The organism is Gemmatimonadota bacterium (assembly GCA_009841265.1).
GTDB lineage: Bacteria > JAAXHH01 > JAAXHH01 > JAAXHH01 > JAAXHH01 > JAAXHH01.
In genome coordinates this window covers 458,906-473,401 of sequence record VXMB01000007.1, presented here as the reverse complement: position 1 = coordinate 473,401, position 14,496 = coordinate 458,906, and the positions used below count along the sequence as shown (strand labels likewise).

Here is a 14,496-nt window from a genome sequence, read left to right as displayed (position 1 = left end):
ACAGGGTCGCGCAAGTCGGCGGGGACACGGTTCCGCCGGGGCCCTCAACCCACATCAGGCAAGCCGAAACACCACCGCCCGCGACCGCTGAATATCCCCGCAGTAGATCCCTTCGAAAACCGAGCCGGGTACGGCCGCGACGATTCGCCGGACCAGGTCCCGGCTCTCCCCGTCGCCGGCGCAGGAGAGGTACAGTGAAAGAGGTACGGAATCCGGAAAGGCCCGCCGGTATGCGTCGGGATGACTCACGACGCCGGCAATGACCTCGGGCGTTACCGGTTCGTCCTGTCCCAACCCGGTCAGACGGCCCACGCGCTCCGGCCGGTGCACCTGCCGCTCGTCCAGCGGGATGCCGACGGCCCTCACGGTGGCGACGACCACGCCCCGTGTTGTACCCTCCGGCACCACGGGCTCGTGGTCCCCCGGGGCCTTGAACAGACGGGCGCGGGCGCCGTCGGCCTTCATGAGCAGCAGGTCGGGCGCGCAAACCTCCCGCAACTTCTCCAATTCCTCCGCGTCCAGCCCCTTGAGCTTGTCGGGCCGGGGCCGGTCGCCCAGGACGGTCACGTGTCGGCGCGTTTTCAGTTCAGGAGGAACAAGCGCCAGCCAGTCCGGCGTTTCGCTAGTCACGTAGAACCCGCGCGTCTGCTTCGACGTCGGCGGATGCAGATGCGTGGTGGACGTCGTGATGACGGCGTCTCCCCGATCGACGGCCTCGCCGGCCAGCCGGTACATCAGCGTGGCCTTGCCGCCGCTGCCGACGATAGCCACGGCGTCTCCCCGGCGAATCCCGAGCGTGTCGAGAAAGGGTGTTTCCACCGCCGGTCCGCTCACCACTCGCCCCCCGGACGGATATGAATCGTTCGGGGCCGCCGCTGCAGGAAGCGCCGCACGAGGACCATTCCGACGAGGAATCCCCCGATATGGGCGTACCAGGCCACGCCGTCGCTGCCGATGCCCAGGATCTGCCTCAGGAACCAGATCCCGAGTACGATGATGGCGGGCACGTGGATGATCTGGATGAAGATGAACAGCAGGACGAAGGTCTTGATGTAGGCCTTGGGATACAGGATGAAGTAGGCGCCCAGGATGCCCGCGATCGCCCCGCTGGCGCCGATCATCGGGATGGCGGAATCGGGCTCGGATATCACGTGCACCATGGTGGCGCACAGGCCGGTCAGGAGGTAGAAGAGCAGGTAGCGGCCCGCCCCCATGGCGCTTTCCACGCTGTTGCCGAAGATCCACAGGTACAGCATGTTGCCGGCGAGGTGCATGAACCCCCCGTGGACGAACATGGCCGTGAAAAGGGTCAGGGGGAAGGGCACCAGGGCGTCGGGGTAAAGCAGGGAGGTGCCTGGAATGGGTATCTCGTTCCGGTCGATGAAATGGGTCAGTTCTAAGGGAATGGCCGCGGTCTTGAAGATGAAGATCTGTTCGCCCACCGGTCCCAGGACGAACTGGAAAAGGAAGACGGCCACGTTGGCCGCGAGCAGCCCGTAGGTGATCACGGGCCGGCCATAGGACGGGCTTTCAGCCTGGAGAGGTAGGAGCATGGGCAGGTTGACGGGTCGCGGCCGGCCCGGGAGGGAGCGAACCGACCCGGCAGGCAACGGCCCGTCTCATTTCGTGGGTTGGGACTCCAGCCGGTTGATCTCGTCGCGCAGCCTGGCCGCCTTCTCGAACTCCAGGTTGGCGGCGGCCTCGTACATGGCGTGCTTTAGTTCCTCCAGGACGGTGCTCTGGTCCATCTTCGCGATGGTGTTCAGGATCGGCATGTCGTCGTCCACGGCTTTCACGTCGGCCACGGCCGTGGTCTGGATGATCTCCTCGATGGATTTGTACACGGTCTCGGGCTCGATTCCGTTCAGTTCGTTGAACTCCTGCTGCAGCACCCGCCGGCGGTTCGTCTCCTCCATGGCCCGCCGCATGGAGTCGGTGATGTTGTCGGCGTAGAAGATCACCTCGCCGCGCACGTTCCGCGCCGCCCGCCCCGCCGTCTGGATCAGCGAGCGTTCCGACCGCAGGAACCCCTCCTTGTCCGCGTCCAGGATGGCGACCAGGGAGACCTCGGGCAGGTCGAGCCCCTCGCGGAGGAGGTTGATGCCCACGAGCACGTCGAACTTTCCGAGGCGCAGGTCGCGCAGGATCTCGACGCGCTCGATGGAATCGATGGTGGAATGGAGATAGCGCACCCGCACGTTCAGCTGCCTGAGATAGTCGGTCAGGTCCTCGGCCATCCGCTTGGTCAGCGTCGTCACGAGCACTCGCTCCTGCCGGTCCGCGCGCTCCCGGATCCGAGTCAGGAGATCGTCCATCTGGTTTTCCACGGGCTGAACGCTGATCTCGGGATCCATCAGCCCCGTCGGCCGGATGATCTGTTCGACCACGACGCCCTGGCACTGGCTCAGCTCGTAGTCGGCCGGCGTGGCCGACACGTAGATCACCTGGTTGACCATCGTCTCGAATTCCTCGAAGGTCAACGGCCGGTTGTCCAGCGCCGACGGCAGCCGGAATCCGTGCTCCACCAGCGTGGTCTTCCGCGAACGGTCGCCGTTGTACATGGCCCGGAGCTGGGGCAGGGAGACGTGGGACTCGTCGATGACCAGCAGGAAATCGTTGGGGAAGAAGTCGAAGAGGCAGAAGGGACGCTCACCCGGGGACCGGCCCGACAGGTGCATGGAGTAGTTCTCGATGCCAGCGCAGAACCCGATCTCCCGCATCATCTCCAGGTCGAAGCGCGTGCGCTGTTCCAGCCGCTGGGCCTCGAGCAGCTTGTTCTCGTCGTACAGCACCCGTAGACGCTCGTCCAGTTCCTCCTCGATGGCTTTCATGGCGTGATCCAGGCGCGGCGCCGTGGTGACGAAGTGGCGGGCCGGGTAGACGGCAATGCGGTCCCGTTCGGCCAGCACCTCGCCCGTCAGGGGATCGAATTCGGTGATGCGGTCGACCTCGTCGCCGAACATCTCGATGCGGATACCCTTCTCCTGGTCCGCGGGCAGGATGTCGAGGGTGTCGCCCCGCACGCGGAACGTGCCCCGCGCGAAATCGTAATCGTTCCGGTTGTAGTGCATGTCGATCAGTTTGCGCATGATCATGTCCCGCTCGTACGCCTCGCCCCGGTCCACGAGAAGGATGAACTCCTTCCACTCGTCGGGCGATCCCAGACTGTAGATCGAGGACACCGAGGCGACGATCACCACGTCCCGCCGTTCCAGCAGCGCGCTGGTCGCCCGAAGACGGAGCTTGTCCAGGTCCTCGTTGACCGACGAATCCTTCTCGATATAGGTATCCGTCACCGGCATGTACGCTTCCGGCTGGTAGTAGTCGTAGTAGCTGATGAAGTATTCGACGGAGTTCTTCGGGAAGAACCCCTTGAACTCGCCGTAAAGCTGGGCGGCCAGGGTCTTGTTGGGCGAAATCACCAGGGCAGGTTTCTGCAACTCGGCAATGACCTGGGCCATGGTGTAGGTCTTGCCGCTGCCCGTGATGCCGAGGAGGCACTGGTGCTTGTCCCCCCGGTGCACGCCCTGGACGAGTTCCTCGATCGCCCTGGGCTGGTCACCCCGGGGTTCGTAGTCGGAGACAACAGTGAAGGGAGGCATTCGTAAGTCCGTCGAGGTAACTGGCCGTAATTTCGACTGGATAAATAGGTGCAACGACCCATATAATATATGCCGAAGAAGCCTCAAATGCAAAGGAGGAGTGGCAATGTCTCATCCATTATTCGACCTGAGCGGACGGGTGGCCCTGGTCTCCGGCGCAGCCGCCGGCATGGGCAGGGCGACGTCCATCGCCTATGCCGAAGCGGGCGCGGATCTCATGCTGGCCGATATCAATGAAGAAGGCATGCAGGATACGGCTAAGGAGATCGAACGTCGGGGCCGGCGCGCAGAGCCGGTGGTATGCGACGTCTCCAACGGCGCGCAGATCCGCAAGATGTTCGGCAGGCTGGACGAAACCTACGGACACCTCGACGTACTGGCCAATATCGCCGGGGAGGGCGGCATCAACCAACTGCCGCTGGAAATCACCGAAGCCGGGCTCATACAGACCCTGAACACCCTGGTCGTCGGAAGGTACGTCTGCTGCCAGGAAGGCGCGAAGCGCATGATCGCGGCCGGACGGGGCAGCATCATCAACATCGTGTCCATCGCCGGGCTGTCGGCCCTCGGCCGCGGCCACATGTCCTACAGCATCGCCATGGGCGGCGTGGCCCAGATGACGCGGGAGATGAGCACGGAGTGGAGCAGCAAGGGCGTGCGCGTCAACGCCATCGTATGCGCCCAGATCATGAACGAAGGCCTGAGCAAGCGCATCGACGCCGACGCCAAGCTGGGCGACACCTACCTGCGGGGCATCCCCATCGGCCGCCTGGGTAAATCGGAAGACATCCAGGGACTGGCTATCTTCCTCGCCTCCGACGCCTCTAGCTGGGTCACCGGGGCGCTGATGCCGCTGGACGGCGGGAACACGGCCAAGAACGCGGGCGGATCCCATCCGGGCCAGCCGAACGCACCGGATGAGCAGAAGTATTGAGGATTAAATGAAGCGACGTGATGGGTCGGATGCGGAGCCGACAGTCGGATACGAAGCCGGCAGTCGGATACGGAGCCGACACCGATTTCCTACAGTCATGTCCGCTCACTGATGCTGGCGATAAAATCATCCGGCCGGTCCGGGGTAACTACGACAGACCGGTCATTAAACTTCAGCACAACGGACCGCTTCGGGTCTGTTGCGTAAACGCGATAGGCGCCCAACTTCGTATTCCGGAACCGGCCACAGAAGCAAAATATCCCGCCGTTCCCCCAAGTCCTGAGAGATTTATCCATCGCCTCCGGATCCGCCTCTGCGGACACCAATTCCGTCAAGTCCAGCCTCGATTGCCATCCCAAGCGCTGGATCAACAGCGAATCGCCGGATAACACAAAACCCCGGATCATCCAGCATGCCGACAAGACTAGTACCAAAGCAGGTAAAACGACAGTGAGCAGGGCAAGCAGGATGCTGGACCCGGATCCTATCTCCTCCATCTGGGATATCCCAAAGATCACCAGGATAGCCAGAAAAGTAACCGTTATTCCTGTAATCCATTTTACAGACGTACTCCACGGCGCGCCGAATCTCATTTTGACATCCTCCCCGCCATATCGACCACCAGGGTAATCAGACCCGATACGACAGCGAATGTACCGATCCACATCCATTGGATGGGTGAATTACTCAGATTAAACGCCAGGACCTCCCAGAATACACCGATCACACCCCCGTAGAACAAAAAGAAAACGTAAACAACCACTGAAGTTAATGCGTCACCGACCTGGCTGACCATGCGATGGAAGATTCCGGCATCGACAGCGATCAACAGGACGGTTATCAATATAAACATCTCGCGCCCCAGCCACAGGTTCGGATCGCCGTCCAGGCTGAACTGAATGGCCATGTCAGCGGGCAACTGGCTCCTGAGCATCAGGCAATAGATCAGCCAGCAACCTGCACAAGCCCATGCCAGTACTACCAATATGCGCTGTGATGTTGCCGTCATTTTTCACCTCGTGATTTCGGACAGGGATCAGAATACGTGCGAAAGAACGCTTGGCCGGACTTCCCTGATTTAAATTTCAAGTGTCAACGACGTTCCGCTCTCCCCGTCGAACAGGTGTATCTTCTCCGGATCGAAGGTGAGGTCCACGCTGTCGCCCCGGTCGAAACGAACGTCCGGCCGGGTGCGTACCTTGACGTTGTTGCCCCCGACGTCAACCGTCAGGTAGAGGTCGCTGCCCATGGGTTCGCGCACGACGACGGACGCACGAGCCACGGACCGGGTGTTTTCCGACTCGGAATCAGGCGTCGGTGCTACCGCAGTCTCCGCATCCTGCGCCTCGCAGGCCGATCCCGCAGCCGTCACCTCACCGACCTCGATATCCTCGGCCCGAACACCCAGAAATACCTCCTGCCCTTCCGGCGGTTCCATGCGCTCAACCATCGACGCAGCCACATCACAAGCGTACCCCTCGCCGACTACCTGCCAGGCGCCACCGGCCGATTGTTTCAGCGTGCCCTTAAGCAGGTTGATGGGCGGGCTCCCCACGAACCCGGCAACGAAGGTGTTGGCGGGGCTGTCGTAGATGGACTCGGGGGTGCCGATCTGCTGGATCTGCCCCTCCTTCATGACTACGATCCGGTCGGAGAGGATGAGCGATTCGGCCTGGTCGTGGGTGACGTAGACGAAGGTCATTTCGAGCTCGCCGTGGAGGCGCTTCAATTCCGTTCGCATTACCACGCGAAGCTGCGCGTCCAGGTTGGACAGCGGTTCGTCGAGGAGGAACACGCCCGGATCGCGGACGATGGCGCGAGCCAGGGCGACCCGCTGCCGCTGCCCGCCGCTCAGCGCCCGGGGCTTGCGGTCCAGCAGGTGTTCGATCTCCATGGTCTTTGACGCTGCCAGCACGAGTCGCTTTCGATCCTCCGCGGGCACGCCGCGCATCTTGAGTCCGAAGGCCACGTTGTCGAAGACGCTCATATGGGGATAGAGGGCGTAGGTCTGGAAAACCATGGCGATGTCCCGGCGCTCGGGCGGCACGGCCGTCACGTTCCGGTCGTCGAACCACACCTCGCCCGCCGTGGGCGATTCCAGCCCGGCGATCATGTTGAGCAGGGTGGTCTTGCCGCAGCCCGAGGGGCCCAGGAGCGTCAGGAACTCGCGGTCGGCGATGTCGAGCGTCACGTCGTCCACGGCCACCACGTCGCCGAAGTGTTTCGTAAGGTTTTTCAACCGGACTCGTGCCAATGGAGTTGCTCCTCAATTAAACGATGAACCGGCCGCGGGATCATCTGACCATCTGACTATCCAATCGCTTGCCTACCCCGTCACCGATCCGCCGATACCCTGTATGATGAGCCGCTGGAAGAGGAAGGACAGGACCAGGGGCAGGAGAATGACCAGCACGCCGCCCGCGGCGATGACGGTGAAGGGCACCTGCAATTCCTGGGCGAAATCCGATGCCAGCACCGTCACCGGCCGGGAGGCGATGGTGGTGGTAAAGAGCAGGGCGAAGAGGAACTCGCCCCAGGACGCGATGAAGGCAAAGATGCCCACGGCGACCAATCCCGGCGTCGTCACCGGCAGAAACACCCGCAGCAACGCGCCCAGCGGCGTGCATCCGTCGACCCGCGCGGCCCGTTCCAGGTCCAGGGGCACGGTCTGGAAATAGCCCTTCAGGATCCAGATGGTGAAGGGCAGGGTAAAGGTCGTATGGGACAGGATCACCGACAGGTGCGTGTCCAGGAGTCCGTAGCTCCGCATCAGCAGGTACATGGGGATCATGATGGCCACGCCGGGCACGCTCCGCGAACCGAGATAGAACAGCAGGAGCAGCAGGTTGCCCCGGAACGGCAGGCGCGACAGGGCGTAGGCCGCCAGGGAGCCGCAGGTCAGGTTCAGGAGCATCACCGCGGTCCCGATGATCAGGCTGTTGACGATGGCGCGGGGAAACTGCCGGGCGATGGCGGCGCCCACGTCCGCCGTCCGGCCTTCCACGTCGAAATAGAGGCTGTAGTTGCCGATGGTGGGCTCCTCGGGCCACCAGCGCTGCTGCGTCACCTCGCGCTCGGGCATGAAGCTGACGGCCGCCACCCAGGCGAAGGGCAGGGTCAGGTAGATCACGGCCGCCAGAGCATAGATGTAGAGCGAGGCGCGTCGCCACATGATAGTCCCCTATCCCTGAACGAGTCCGCGGCGATATAGCAGCCGGATGTAGATGATGGCCAGGGTCATGGTAATCAGCGTGATGAGGTAGGAATAGGCGTTGGCCCCGCCGAAATCGAGGCGGGCGAAGGCCTCCTTGTAGGTCTGCCAGGCGATGACGTGGGTCGCGTCTCCGGGCCCGCCGCCCGTGAGCGCGTAGATCAGGTCGAAGGCCCGGAAGCCGTTCATGGTCTCGAAGATGGCAACGACGAGCACGGCGTGGTACAGCCAGGGCAAGGTGATGAACCGGAAGCGGTTCCACGACGTGGCGCCGTCCACCCGGGCGGCCCGGTACTGTTCCGTCGGAATGGCCTGGATCGCCGCCAGGAAGATGATGCAGGCGAAGGGCACGCTCCGCCACACGTGGGCGCCGATGGCGGCGTTCAGCGCGACGAAGGGCGAGGCCATGCCTGTATACACAATGTTTAGACCAAACAGGTAGTTGACGGCGGCGACCGTGTCCTCCAGCATGGCGTTGAAGGCGCCGTAGTCCCCGAGCAGCCCCACCCACATCAGGCCGTTGACCACGCCCGGGATGGCCCAGGGGATGAGCAGCAGGGCGCGCACGACGCCGCGGCCACGGAAGGACTCGTGGAGCAGCAGGGCGATGGCCATGGCGATCACGATGACCAGGAGGACGGCCATGAAGGTGAAGTACAGCGAGATCCACAGGGCGTTCCAGAACTCGGGACTCGCGAGGATGGTCGCGTAGTTCTCCAGGCCGTGGAAGTACACCTGGTCGGGCCGTCGCAGGTTGTACCGGTGCAGGCTCATCCAGAAGGAGATGCCGATGGGATAGGCGATGAAGGCGAGGAGCAGGATCACCGCCGGCAGGTTCAGCACCAGGGGCAGGAAGTCCCGCGTCCTCGTCATGAGAAGGGAAGGTCTCAGTACGGTCATATCTGCGTGCTCAGCTCCATTCCGCGATCAACTGGCGACACCGCCCTGCGATCCGGGCGAGGCCGTCCCGGGCGGTCAATTGTCTCAGGAGGATCTTCTGGATTTCCGGCTGGTAGTAGATCTTGAAATCGGGGAACCAGGGCGCCTTGATGTTCTCCCGCGGCCGGACGTGGCGGGACTGCTCTCGGACCTTGTCGATCTCGCCCCACTGCTCCGTCTGGGCGACGATGTCGGGATCGTCCAGCAGCGACCGGTAGGCGAAGCCCAGTCCCCGCAGGCGGAACCATCGCCGCGCCGTGTAGTACTCCCCTTCCGCATCCCTCGCGCCCAGGAACTTCATCAGCGCCCACGCGTCCTGCATCCGGTCTTCTCGGCATCTCGAGGTCAGGCAGTACATGCGCGTCCAGCCCAGCGTGCCGTGCTGTTCCGCCGAGATCGACGGCACCGGCGCCATCCGGTACACCTTCGCGTGCTGCGCGTCGGATCCCCTCCGCTTCAGCTCATCGTCCGCGGCCGCCGAGTTCCGGCGGTTGTTCACGTACTCCAGGTCGTACTTGTTGAGGATGCCGTAGACCTGCCGGCCGCTGGCCACGTGGTCGCGCATCTGTCCCGCGGTGAGCGACGAGGGGGAGATGATGCGGTGACGGTGGATGCCGTCGGTGAGCCACTGCAGGATGGTCTCGGCCCGGCGGTCCTCGTCGTCCGGAAAGGTGGGGTTAAGGTCATCGTCGAACAGCGTCGCCTCGCTGGCGTAGTTCAGCGTCCACCAGTCAAGGAATCCGAGCACGCTCTGCCGGAAGTTCAGCATGATCGGGTACTCGATGACGTCCCCGGCCGGCGTGCGGACCCGCGCTTCCCGGACCTTGATGGCCTGCTCGGTCAGCTCGTCCAGCGTGCGGGCCGGGGTGTCGAACCCCGCCGCTTCGAGCATGGGCGCGTTGTAGATCCAGATGTTGAAGTCGGTATAGTACGGCAACCCGTAGCGTTTGCCGCCGTAGGTCATGGACGAGAGGTTGTAGGGGAAGAGATCCGCGGTCGTCGCCGACGTATCGGGATCCGCGGCCAGGAGGTCATCGCAGGGACGCAACCAGCCGGCCTCTACCCACTCGGCGAAGTCGTCGTCGCGGACGTAGCAACATTCCATGGGTGCGCCGCCCACGTGCAGCGCCACCATCTTGTCGTGGTAGTTGCCCGACACCGCGTTGTAGTCCACCCGAATGCCGGTCTGCCGTTCGAAGTAGTCCAGGTTCTCCCGGACCAGGTCGGGTTCGTAGACCCAGCCTTTGAAGATGACGCCGGGCGCCGGCGCCGGGTTGCAGCCGGCCGCCAGGCCCAGGCCCGCGGCGGTCGACGACTGGAGGAATGCGCGGCGCGTCATCCAGGATTTCACGGGCGGTCGATCCCTTCAGATGAAAACCGCGCGATGCGGCCGGGGGGTAGGAGCGGCCAACTGGCACGAGTAGACACGAGGCCCCCTATCACCCCGAACAGACTGGACACCGATCGGTATCGAGATCGTGGATGGGATCTCCGCATGAGGAACACGATCCGAGGGGATACTCGTCGGGTTTCGTTCGCGTGCCGTGCTTGTACTCGATGGTGCGCCACACGGTCTCGCCGTCCTTCGCCGAGTAGCACATCCAACGGCCCTCTTTCTTGCCGTCGTAGGACTTCCCCACGTGGGGACCGTAATCGCCTTCCCACTGCCTGGTTCCGTTCTCGTGCCAGCAGACGTACCAGCCCTCGTTGAGGCCGTTCTTGAACCGTCCTTCGCTCTTCTTGTTTCCGTTGCTGTGGTACTGGATCCAGTTCCCGTCCTTCACGCCCATGCGGAAGTAGCCTTCGGACCGCTTATTACCGTTAGCGTAATAGGTAATCCAGTAGCCGTCCTTCTTGCCGTTTACGGTCTTGCCTTCTGTGAGGGCCATGGTCATTTGATCCTGTGTCAGGTTGGCAGCGCACAGGTTGGCCACACCGTGCAAGGCGGGCGCGCAGGGGCAGGTCGCACATCGACCGGTGGCGCCGCGCTTGAGTCAGTCGGGCCACTCATGAGCGGGTCGCGCCGCGCCGGTTACGTATCCAGTTGAATTAGTCTTGCGGTTCGCAATGCACCCATGTTATTAAGGATACGGCTTTTTTACAAGACCTTATTGTGCCATCACACGACCACGTAAACCACCTTCAGGCAGGGTTCCCGCCATGCTGACAGAAGACCAGATCCATCATTTCAGGGTGTTCGGATTTATCGTGCTCAGGCAGGTGTTGAATGTGGAGGAAACCGAAGAACTGGGACGCCTGGCGGACGTGATATGGACGGCGGAGCTGGGACATCAGCCCTCGGAGGACGAGCACGTGTCCATCGCGCCGTTCCTCGAGTTGCACCCGGCCGCCCTGCCGATGATCGAGGACGACCGATTATATACGCCCATGCTGCAACTGCTCGGCCAGGACATGATCTGGTCGGGGTCGGAAGGCGTACAGGGCACCATGACCCGGCGGCCCTTCCACCACTGGCACGCGGACCGGCCCGGGCCGCAGGAACTCGGCTACCTGCGCATCAAGATCATGATGTACCTGGATCCCATGCGGAAGGACGGGGGAGCACTGCGCTTCATACCCGGATCGCACCGGTCTCCCTTCCACGAAGAACTTGCCCCGTTCCAGCAGCGGCATGGACTCGACGATCCCGCCTTCTTCGGATCTCCGGGCAGCGAAGTGCCCTGTCATCCCGTCGAGACGGATCCGGGCGACGCGGTCGTATTCAACCAGAGTCTCTACCACGCCGTCTATGGCAAAGCCGGGCGCAGGCGATATGTCGCCCTCAAGTACGCGGCCCGTCCCACTTCGGACGCCCACCTGGCGTCCATCAAGCGGTTCAGTCCCTACACCCTGGAGCCCCACGAACGGATCATGCAGTCAGATAGCCCGCGCCTGCGGGCCATGGCAGAGGGTATAGACGAACTCAGGGCGCGGGCCGAGGCGTTGTAGGCCTACACCGCGTCCTCGCCGCGTTCCCCACTGCTGATGCGGACGCTTTCTTCCACGGGCACGACGAATATCTTGCCGTCTCCCGTCCGGTCGCCGCCCGACCTGGCGGCCTTCCAGATCACGTCCACGATCTCGTCCTTCTGATCGTTGGTGACGGCGATTTCCATGCGTATCTTGGCCGCGAGGGGAATGTCGATCTCCTGGCCCCGGTAAAGCCCCGTGCGATGGGCGGTGCGGCCATGCCCCGACACCCTGGACAGGGTCATGCCGGGGATGCCTTTCTCGTCGAGCGCGTTCCGGACGTCGTCGAGCTTCTCCGGTCTGATGATGGCTACGATTAGTTTCATAGGTCTGACGACTCCTGAAGTAATGGTCTAATGATAGATTCGGGCCTGTTCCCGGTCCGTGACCTCAGCGTGGTCGACTACAGGTGAGTCAGTCCGTAACCGTCCTCCCCGTGCTGGGAGTGGTCCAGGCCGACCAGCTGATCCTCGTCCGTGGCGCGGAGCCCGATCGTCCGGTCGATCAACCACACGAGGACGCCCGTACCGACGGCCGACAGCGCGATGGCAATGACCACGCCCTTGATCTGGATCAGGAACTGCGACCAGCCGCCGACGTCGGTGGCGACCAGGCCGACGAGCAGGGCGCCGAACATGCCGCCAATGCCGTGGATGGCGAAGACGTCGAGCGTATCGTCGTAACCCAGCTTGCCCTTGAGCTGCACCATCAGGAAGCAGACCACTGCGGCGCCGAAACCGAACACCAGGGCCCAGGCCGGAGTCACGCTGCCCGCCGCCGGCGTAATGGCGACGAGGCCGGCCAGGATGCCGGATACGATACCGAGGCTCGAGGCCCTGCCGTGGTGGATCAGTTCCGTGACGATCCAGCCCACGGCCCCCGCTGCGGCGGAGATCTGGGTCACCGTCAGGGCCTGGACGGCCGTTTCACCCGCGGACACGGCGGAACCGGCGTTGAAGCCGAACCAGCCGATCCAGAGCAGGCCCGCGCCGATGAGAGTCATGGTCAAGTTGTTGGGCTTCATGGCCCGGGATGGATAACCGAGACGGGGACCGAGCACCATGGCGGCCACCAGGCCCGCCACGCCGGAAGATATGTGCACCACCGTGCCGCCGGCGAAGTCAATGGCGCCGTCCTTGAAGAGCATGCCGTCCGCGTTCCACACCATGTAGCACAGGGGTTCGTACACCACGAAACCCCAGAGCAGGATCAGCAGGCAGTAGGCGCCGAACTTCACACGTTCGGCAATGGCCCCGGCGATCAGGGCAGGGGTGATGATGGCGAACATGCCCTGGAACATGGCGAACAGGTACGTGGGGATGTTCGTCCCGTCCCACAGGGTTCCGGGATCGACGCCGCCCAGCAGGAAGTAGTCAGAGCTCCAGCCGAGGACGCCCGGTATGATCGAGCTCGCGCCGAAGGCCAGGGCGAATCCGAAGATCGTCCACTGCACGCCCATGATGCCCATGGCCGCGAAACTGTGCATCATGGTGCCCAGCACGTTCCGGGTGCGCGTGAGCCCGCCGTAGAACATGGCCAGGCCGGGCAGCATGAGCAGCACCAGGGCGCAGCTGACGAGCATCCAGGCGGTATCTCCGGAGTTCAGCACGGCCGCCGGAGCCGCCGCCTCTTCCTGCGCGATGGCCGCGCCGGGTACAGCAAGCGCCAGACACGCGGTGATACGTAATATGCCGCTAAGGGACATACGGAAAACCTCCCTGTTGTGATGGATTGGAAACGTTCATGTAATACTGAGCTTCCAATATAATCCCCATCTGTTACAGGGATATTTCCCGGAGGTTAAATCCTTGTAAACTGCGAAGGAATGTGAAAAAAAACACCCGGCGTTGATCGAAGTAGAGCAGCCCGGTGTGGAGCGTCGCGGGACGCAGGATATTGACGGGCCGCGTGCGGGTTTCTATATTTGCCCATGCCGCCGGTATACATCCGACTTCCTCCGACATCTTCCAAGGATACAACATGGAGTTCACACCCCTTACCTCCGAGCAGCGGGAACACTTCCGGGAACACGGCTACCTGATCGTCAAGAACGCCCTGGACGACGATCTGAGGAACCGGGTCGTGGCCGTCGGCGACCGGTTCATGGAGACGGCGGGCCCGATACACAACTATTACGCCAACCGCTACATCGATCTCGCCCTGGACGACGCCCTGGTAGAACTCACCACCAACGGCTGCACGGTACCCCTGGTCGTCCAGCTGCTATCCTACAACATTCACCTCATGCGGGGACATCTCATTTACAAGTACCCCCAGGCCGCCTCCGACGAGCCCCTCTATCCCGATGGCGATGGCCGCTCGTTCCGCAACTGGCACCGCGACCTGAACAACTTCACGCCCGACCACCCCATCCGGGGCACTGTGGCAATCCGCGTGGGTTACTGCCTGACGGACTTTCCCTCGCCCGACGCGGGGGTGACCATGCTCGTCCCCGGCAGCCACAGGCTGAACGAGGCCCTGCGCTTCAAGAAGGGCGCTCTCGACCCGCCGGAGTTCATCGAGCCGGCGCTCGAGGCGGGCGACGCCTACCTCTTCAGCACCAGCACCTATCACACGCCCGCCGTCAACTTCACCCGCGATACCACCAAGGCCCTGCTCATCAGCTACGCTTACCGCTGGTGGGCCCAGCAGCATCCCACGCCGCCTGACACGATACTCGAAACCATGGATCCCATCACGGCGCAGCTCTTCTGCCAGCCCTGGGAGGGCGACGACGTGCCCTTGCGCGCATGGGCGGCGGAACACGGCCTGCCGGTGGAAGATCCGCCCATGCGGGTGTTCGAGTAGCGGGCCGTGCGTTAATCAGCGCGTGACCGTAG

15 protein-coding genes are annotated in these 14,496 nt (G+C 63.1%); 3 read left to right on the top strand and 12 right to left on the bottom strand.

The window, feature by feature from the left end:
* Window positions 1–54: 54 nt before the first annotated feature.
* The 3 genes from yqeC to uvrB all read right to left on the bottom strand — a co-directional run bounded on the left by yqeC (window position 55) and on the right by uvrB (window position 3,602).
* Entirely contained in the window at window positions 55–834 is a 780-nt protein-coding gene (yqeC, locus tag F4X08_03830) for a putative selenium-dependent hydroxylase accessory protein YqeC (protein ID MYD24929.1), read from the bottom strand.
* Entirely contained in the window at window positions 831–1,553 is a 723-nt protein-coding gene (locus F4X08_03825) for a rhomboid family intramembrane serine protease (GenBank protein MYD24928.1), read from the bottom strand. The genes yqeC and F4X08_03825 overlap by 4 nt, the downstream gene beginning before the upstream one ends.
* 66 nt (window positions 1,554–1,619) lie before the next feature.
* Window positions 1,620–3,602 (bottom strand): excinuclease ABC subunit UvrB, encoded by a 1,983-nt coding sequence (gene uvrB / locus F4X08_03820; protein MYD24927.1) that lies wholly within the window; start codon window positions 3,600–3,602, stop codon window positions 1,620–1,622.
* 106 nt (window positions 3,603–3,708) lie between these two features.
* Here uvrB and F4X08_03815 point away from each other — a divergent pair, with 106 nt between their 5' ends.
* Window positions 3,709–4,536 carry an SDR family oxidoreductase gene (locus tag F4X08_03815; GenBank protein MYD24926.1) on the top strand — a complete coding sequence of 276 codons (828 nt, stop codon included), beginning with the start codon at window positions 3,709–3,711 and terminating at the stop codon, window positions 4,534–4,536.
* 95 nt (window positions 4,537–4,631) lie between these two features.
* Here the strand turns inward: F4X08_03815 and F4X08_03810 are convergent, their stop codons facing one another.
* From F4X08_03810 to F4X08_03780, 7 genes are all read right to left on the bottom strand, one after another.
* The gene (locus tag F4X08_03810) at window positions 4,632–5,207 is read right to left on the bottom strand and encodes a hypothetical protein (protein ID MYD24925.1); all 576 of its coding nucleotides are present in this window, start codon (window positions 5,205–5,207) and stop codon (window positions 4,632–4,634) included.
* Window positions 5,126–5,545, bottom strand: coding sequence for a hypothetical protein (locus tag F4X08_03805; protein MYD24924.1), 420 nt, complete (start codon window positions 5,543–5,545; stop codon window positions 5,126–5,128). Before F4X08_03805 ends, F4X08_03810 begins: the two co-directional genes overlap by 82 nt.
* Window positions 5,546–5,614: 69 nt before the next feature.
* On the bottom strand, window positions 5,615–6,790 hold the full coding sequence (locus F4X08_03800) for an ABC transporter ATP-binding protein (GenBank protein ID MYD24923.1): 1,176 nt from the start codon (window positions 6,788–6,790) through the stop codon (window positions 5,615–5,617).
* 72 nt (window positions 6,791–6,862) lie between these two features.
* Window positions 6,863–7,708, bottom strand: coding sequence for a carbohydrate ABC transporter permease (locus tag F4X08_03795; protein MYD24922.1), 846 nt, complete (start codon window positions 7,706–7,708; stop codon window positions 6,863–6,865).
* Between the two features lie 9 nt (window positions 7,709–7,717).
* Window positions 7,718–8,647: a sugar ABC transporter permease gene (locus tag F4X08_03790; protein ID MYD24921.1), complete on the bottom strand. Its 930-nt coding sequence runs from the start codon at window positions 8,645–8,647 to the stop codon at window positions 7,718–7,720.
* Between the two features lie 10 nt (window positions 8,648–8,657).
* The gene (locus F4X08_03785) at window positions 8,658–10,037 is read right to left on the bottom strand and encodes an extracellular solute-binding protein (GenBank protein MYD24920.1); all 1,380 of its coding nucleotides are present in this window, start codon (window positions 10,035–10,037) and stop codon (window positions 8,658–8,660) included.
* An 88-nt stretch (window positions 10,038–10,125) separates the two neighbouring features.
* Window positions 10,126–10,581: a hypothetical protein gene (locus F4X08_03780; protein MYD24919.1), complete on the bottom strand. Its 456-nt coding sequence runs from the start codon at window positions 10,579–10,581 to the stop codon at window positions 10,126–10,128.
* Between the two features lie 265 nt (window positions 10,582–10,846).
* Between F4X08_03780 and F4X08_03775 the strand changes: the two genes are divergently transcribed.
* On the top strand, window positions 10,847–11,635 hold the full coding sequence (locus tag F4X08_03775; protein ID MYD24918.1) for a phytanoyl-CoA dioxygenase family protein: 789 nt from the start codon (window positions 10,847–10,849) through the stop codon (window positions 11,633–11,635).
* Between the two features lie 2 nt (window positions 11,636–11,637).
* On the opposite strand, the gene F4X08_03770 is transcribed toward F4X08_03775, so the two are convergent.
* Together F4X08_03770 and F4X08_03765 are read right to left on the bottom strand one after the other, a co-directional pair.
* The gene (locus F4X08_03770) at window positions 11,638–11,982 is read right to left on the bottom strand and encodes a P-II family nitrogen regulator (GenBank protein ID MYD24917.1); all 345 of its coding nucleotides are present in this window, start codon (window positions 11,980–11,982) and stop codon (window positions 11,638–11,640) included.
* 77 nt (window positions 11,983–12,059) lie between these two features.
* Entirely contained in the window at window positions 12,060–13,361 is a 1,302-nt protein-coding gene (locus F4X08_03765; protein ID MYD24916.1) for an ammonium transporter, read from the bottom strand.
* Between the two features lie 275 nt (window positions 13,362–13,636).
* Between F4X08_03765 and F4X08_03760 the strand changes: the two genes are divergently transcribed.
* Window positions 13,637–14,464, top strand: a complete 828-nt coding sequence (locus tag F4X08_03760) for a hypothetical protein (GenBank protein MYD24915.1) — start codon at window positions 13,637–13,639, stop codon at window positions 14,462–14,464.
* Window positions 14,465–14,496 lie beyond the last annotated feature (32 nt).

Bases quoted from the DNA above. Each gene is read 5' to 3' on its own strand.
- F4X08_03825 (MYD24928.1), bottom strand. From the start codon at position 1,553: ATGCTCCTACCTCTCCAGGCTGAAAGCCCGTCCTATGGCCGGCCCGTG.
- uvrB (MYD24927.1), bottom strand. From the start codon at position 3,602: ATGCCTCCCTTCACTGTTGTCTCCGACTACGAACCCCGGGGTGACCAG.
- F4X08_03815 (MYD24926.1), top strand. From the start codon at position 3,709: ATGTCTCATCCATTATTCGACCTGAGCGGACGGGTGGCCCTGGTCTCC.
- F4X08_03810 (MYD24925.1), bottom strand. From the start codon at position 5,207: ATGGATGTGGATCGGTACATTCGCTGTCGTATCGGGTCTGATTACCCT.
- F4X08_03805 (MYD24924.1), bottom strand. From the start codon at position 5,545: ATGACGGCAACATCACAGCGCATATTGGTAGTACTGGCATGGGCTTGT.
- F4X08_03795 (MYD24922.1), bottom strand. From the start codon at position 7,708: ATGTGGCGACGCGCCTCGCTCTACATCTATGCTCTGGCGGCCGTGATC.
- F4X08_03790 (MYD24921.1), bottom strand. From the start codon at position 8,647: ATGACCGTACTGAGACCTTCCCTTCTCATGACGAGGACGCGGGACTTC.
- F4X08_03780 (MYD24919.1), bottom strand. From the start codon at position 10,581: ATGACCATGGCCCTCACAGAAGGCAAGACCGTAAACGGCAAGAAGGAC.
- F4X08_03775 (MYD24918.1), top strand. From the start codon at position 10,847: ATGCTGACAGAAGACCAGATCCATCATTTCAGGGTGTTCGGATTTATC.
- F4X08_03770 (MYD24917.1), bottom strand. From the start codon at position 11,982: ATGAAACTAATCGTAGCCATCATCAGACCGGAGAAGCTCGACGACGTC.
- F4X08_03765 (MYD24916.1), bottom strand. From the start codon at position 13,361: ATGTCCCTTAGCGGCATATTACGTATCACCGCGTGTCTGGCGCTTGCT.
- F4X08_03760 (MYD24915.1), top strand. From the start codon at position 13,637: ATGGAGTTCACACCCCTTACCTCCGAGCAGCGGGAACACTTCCGGGAA.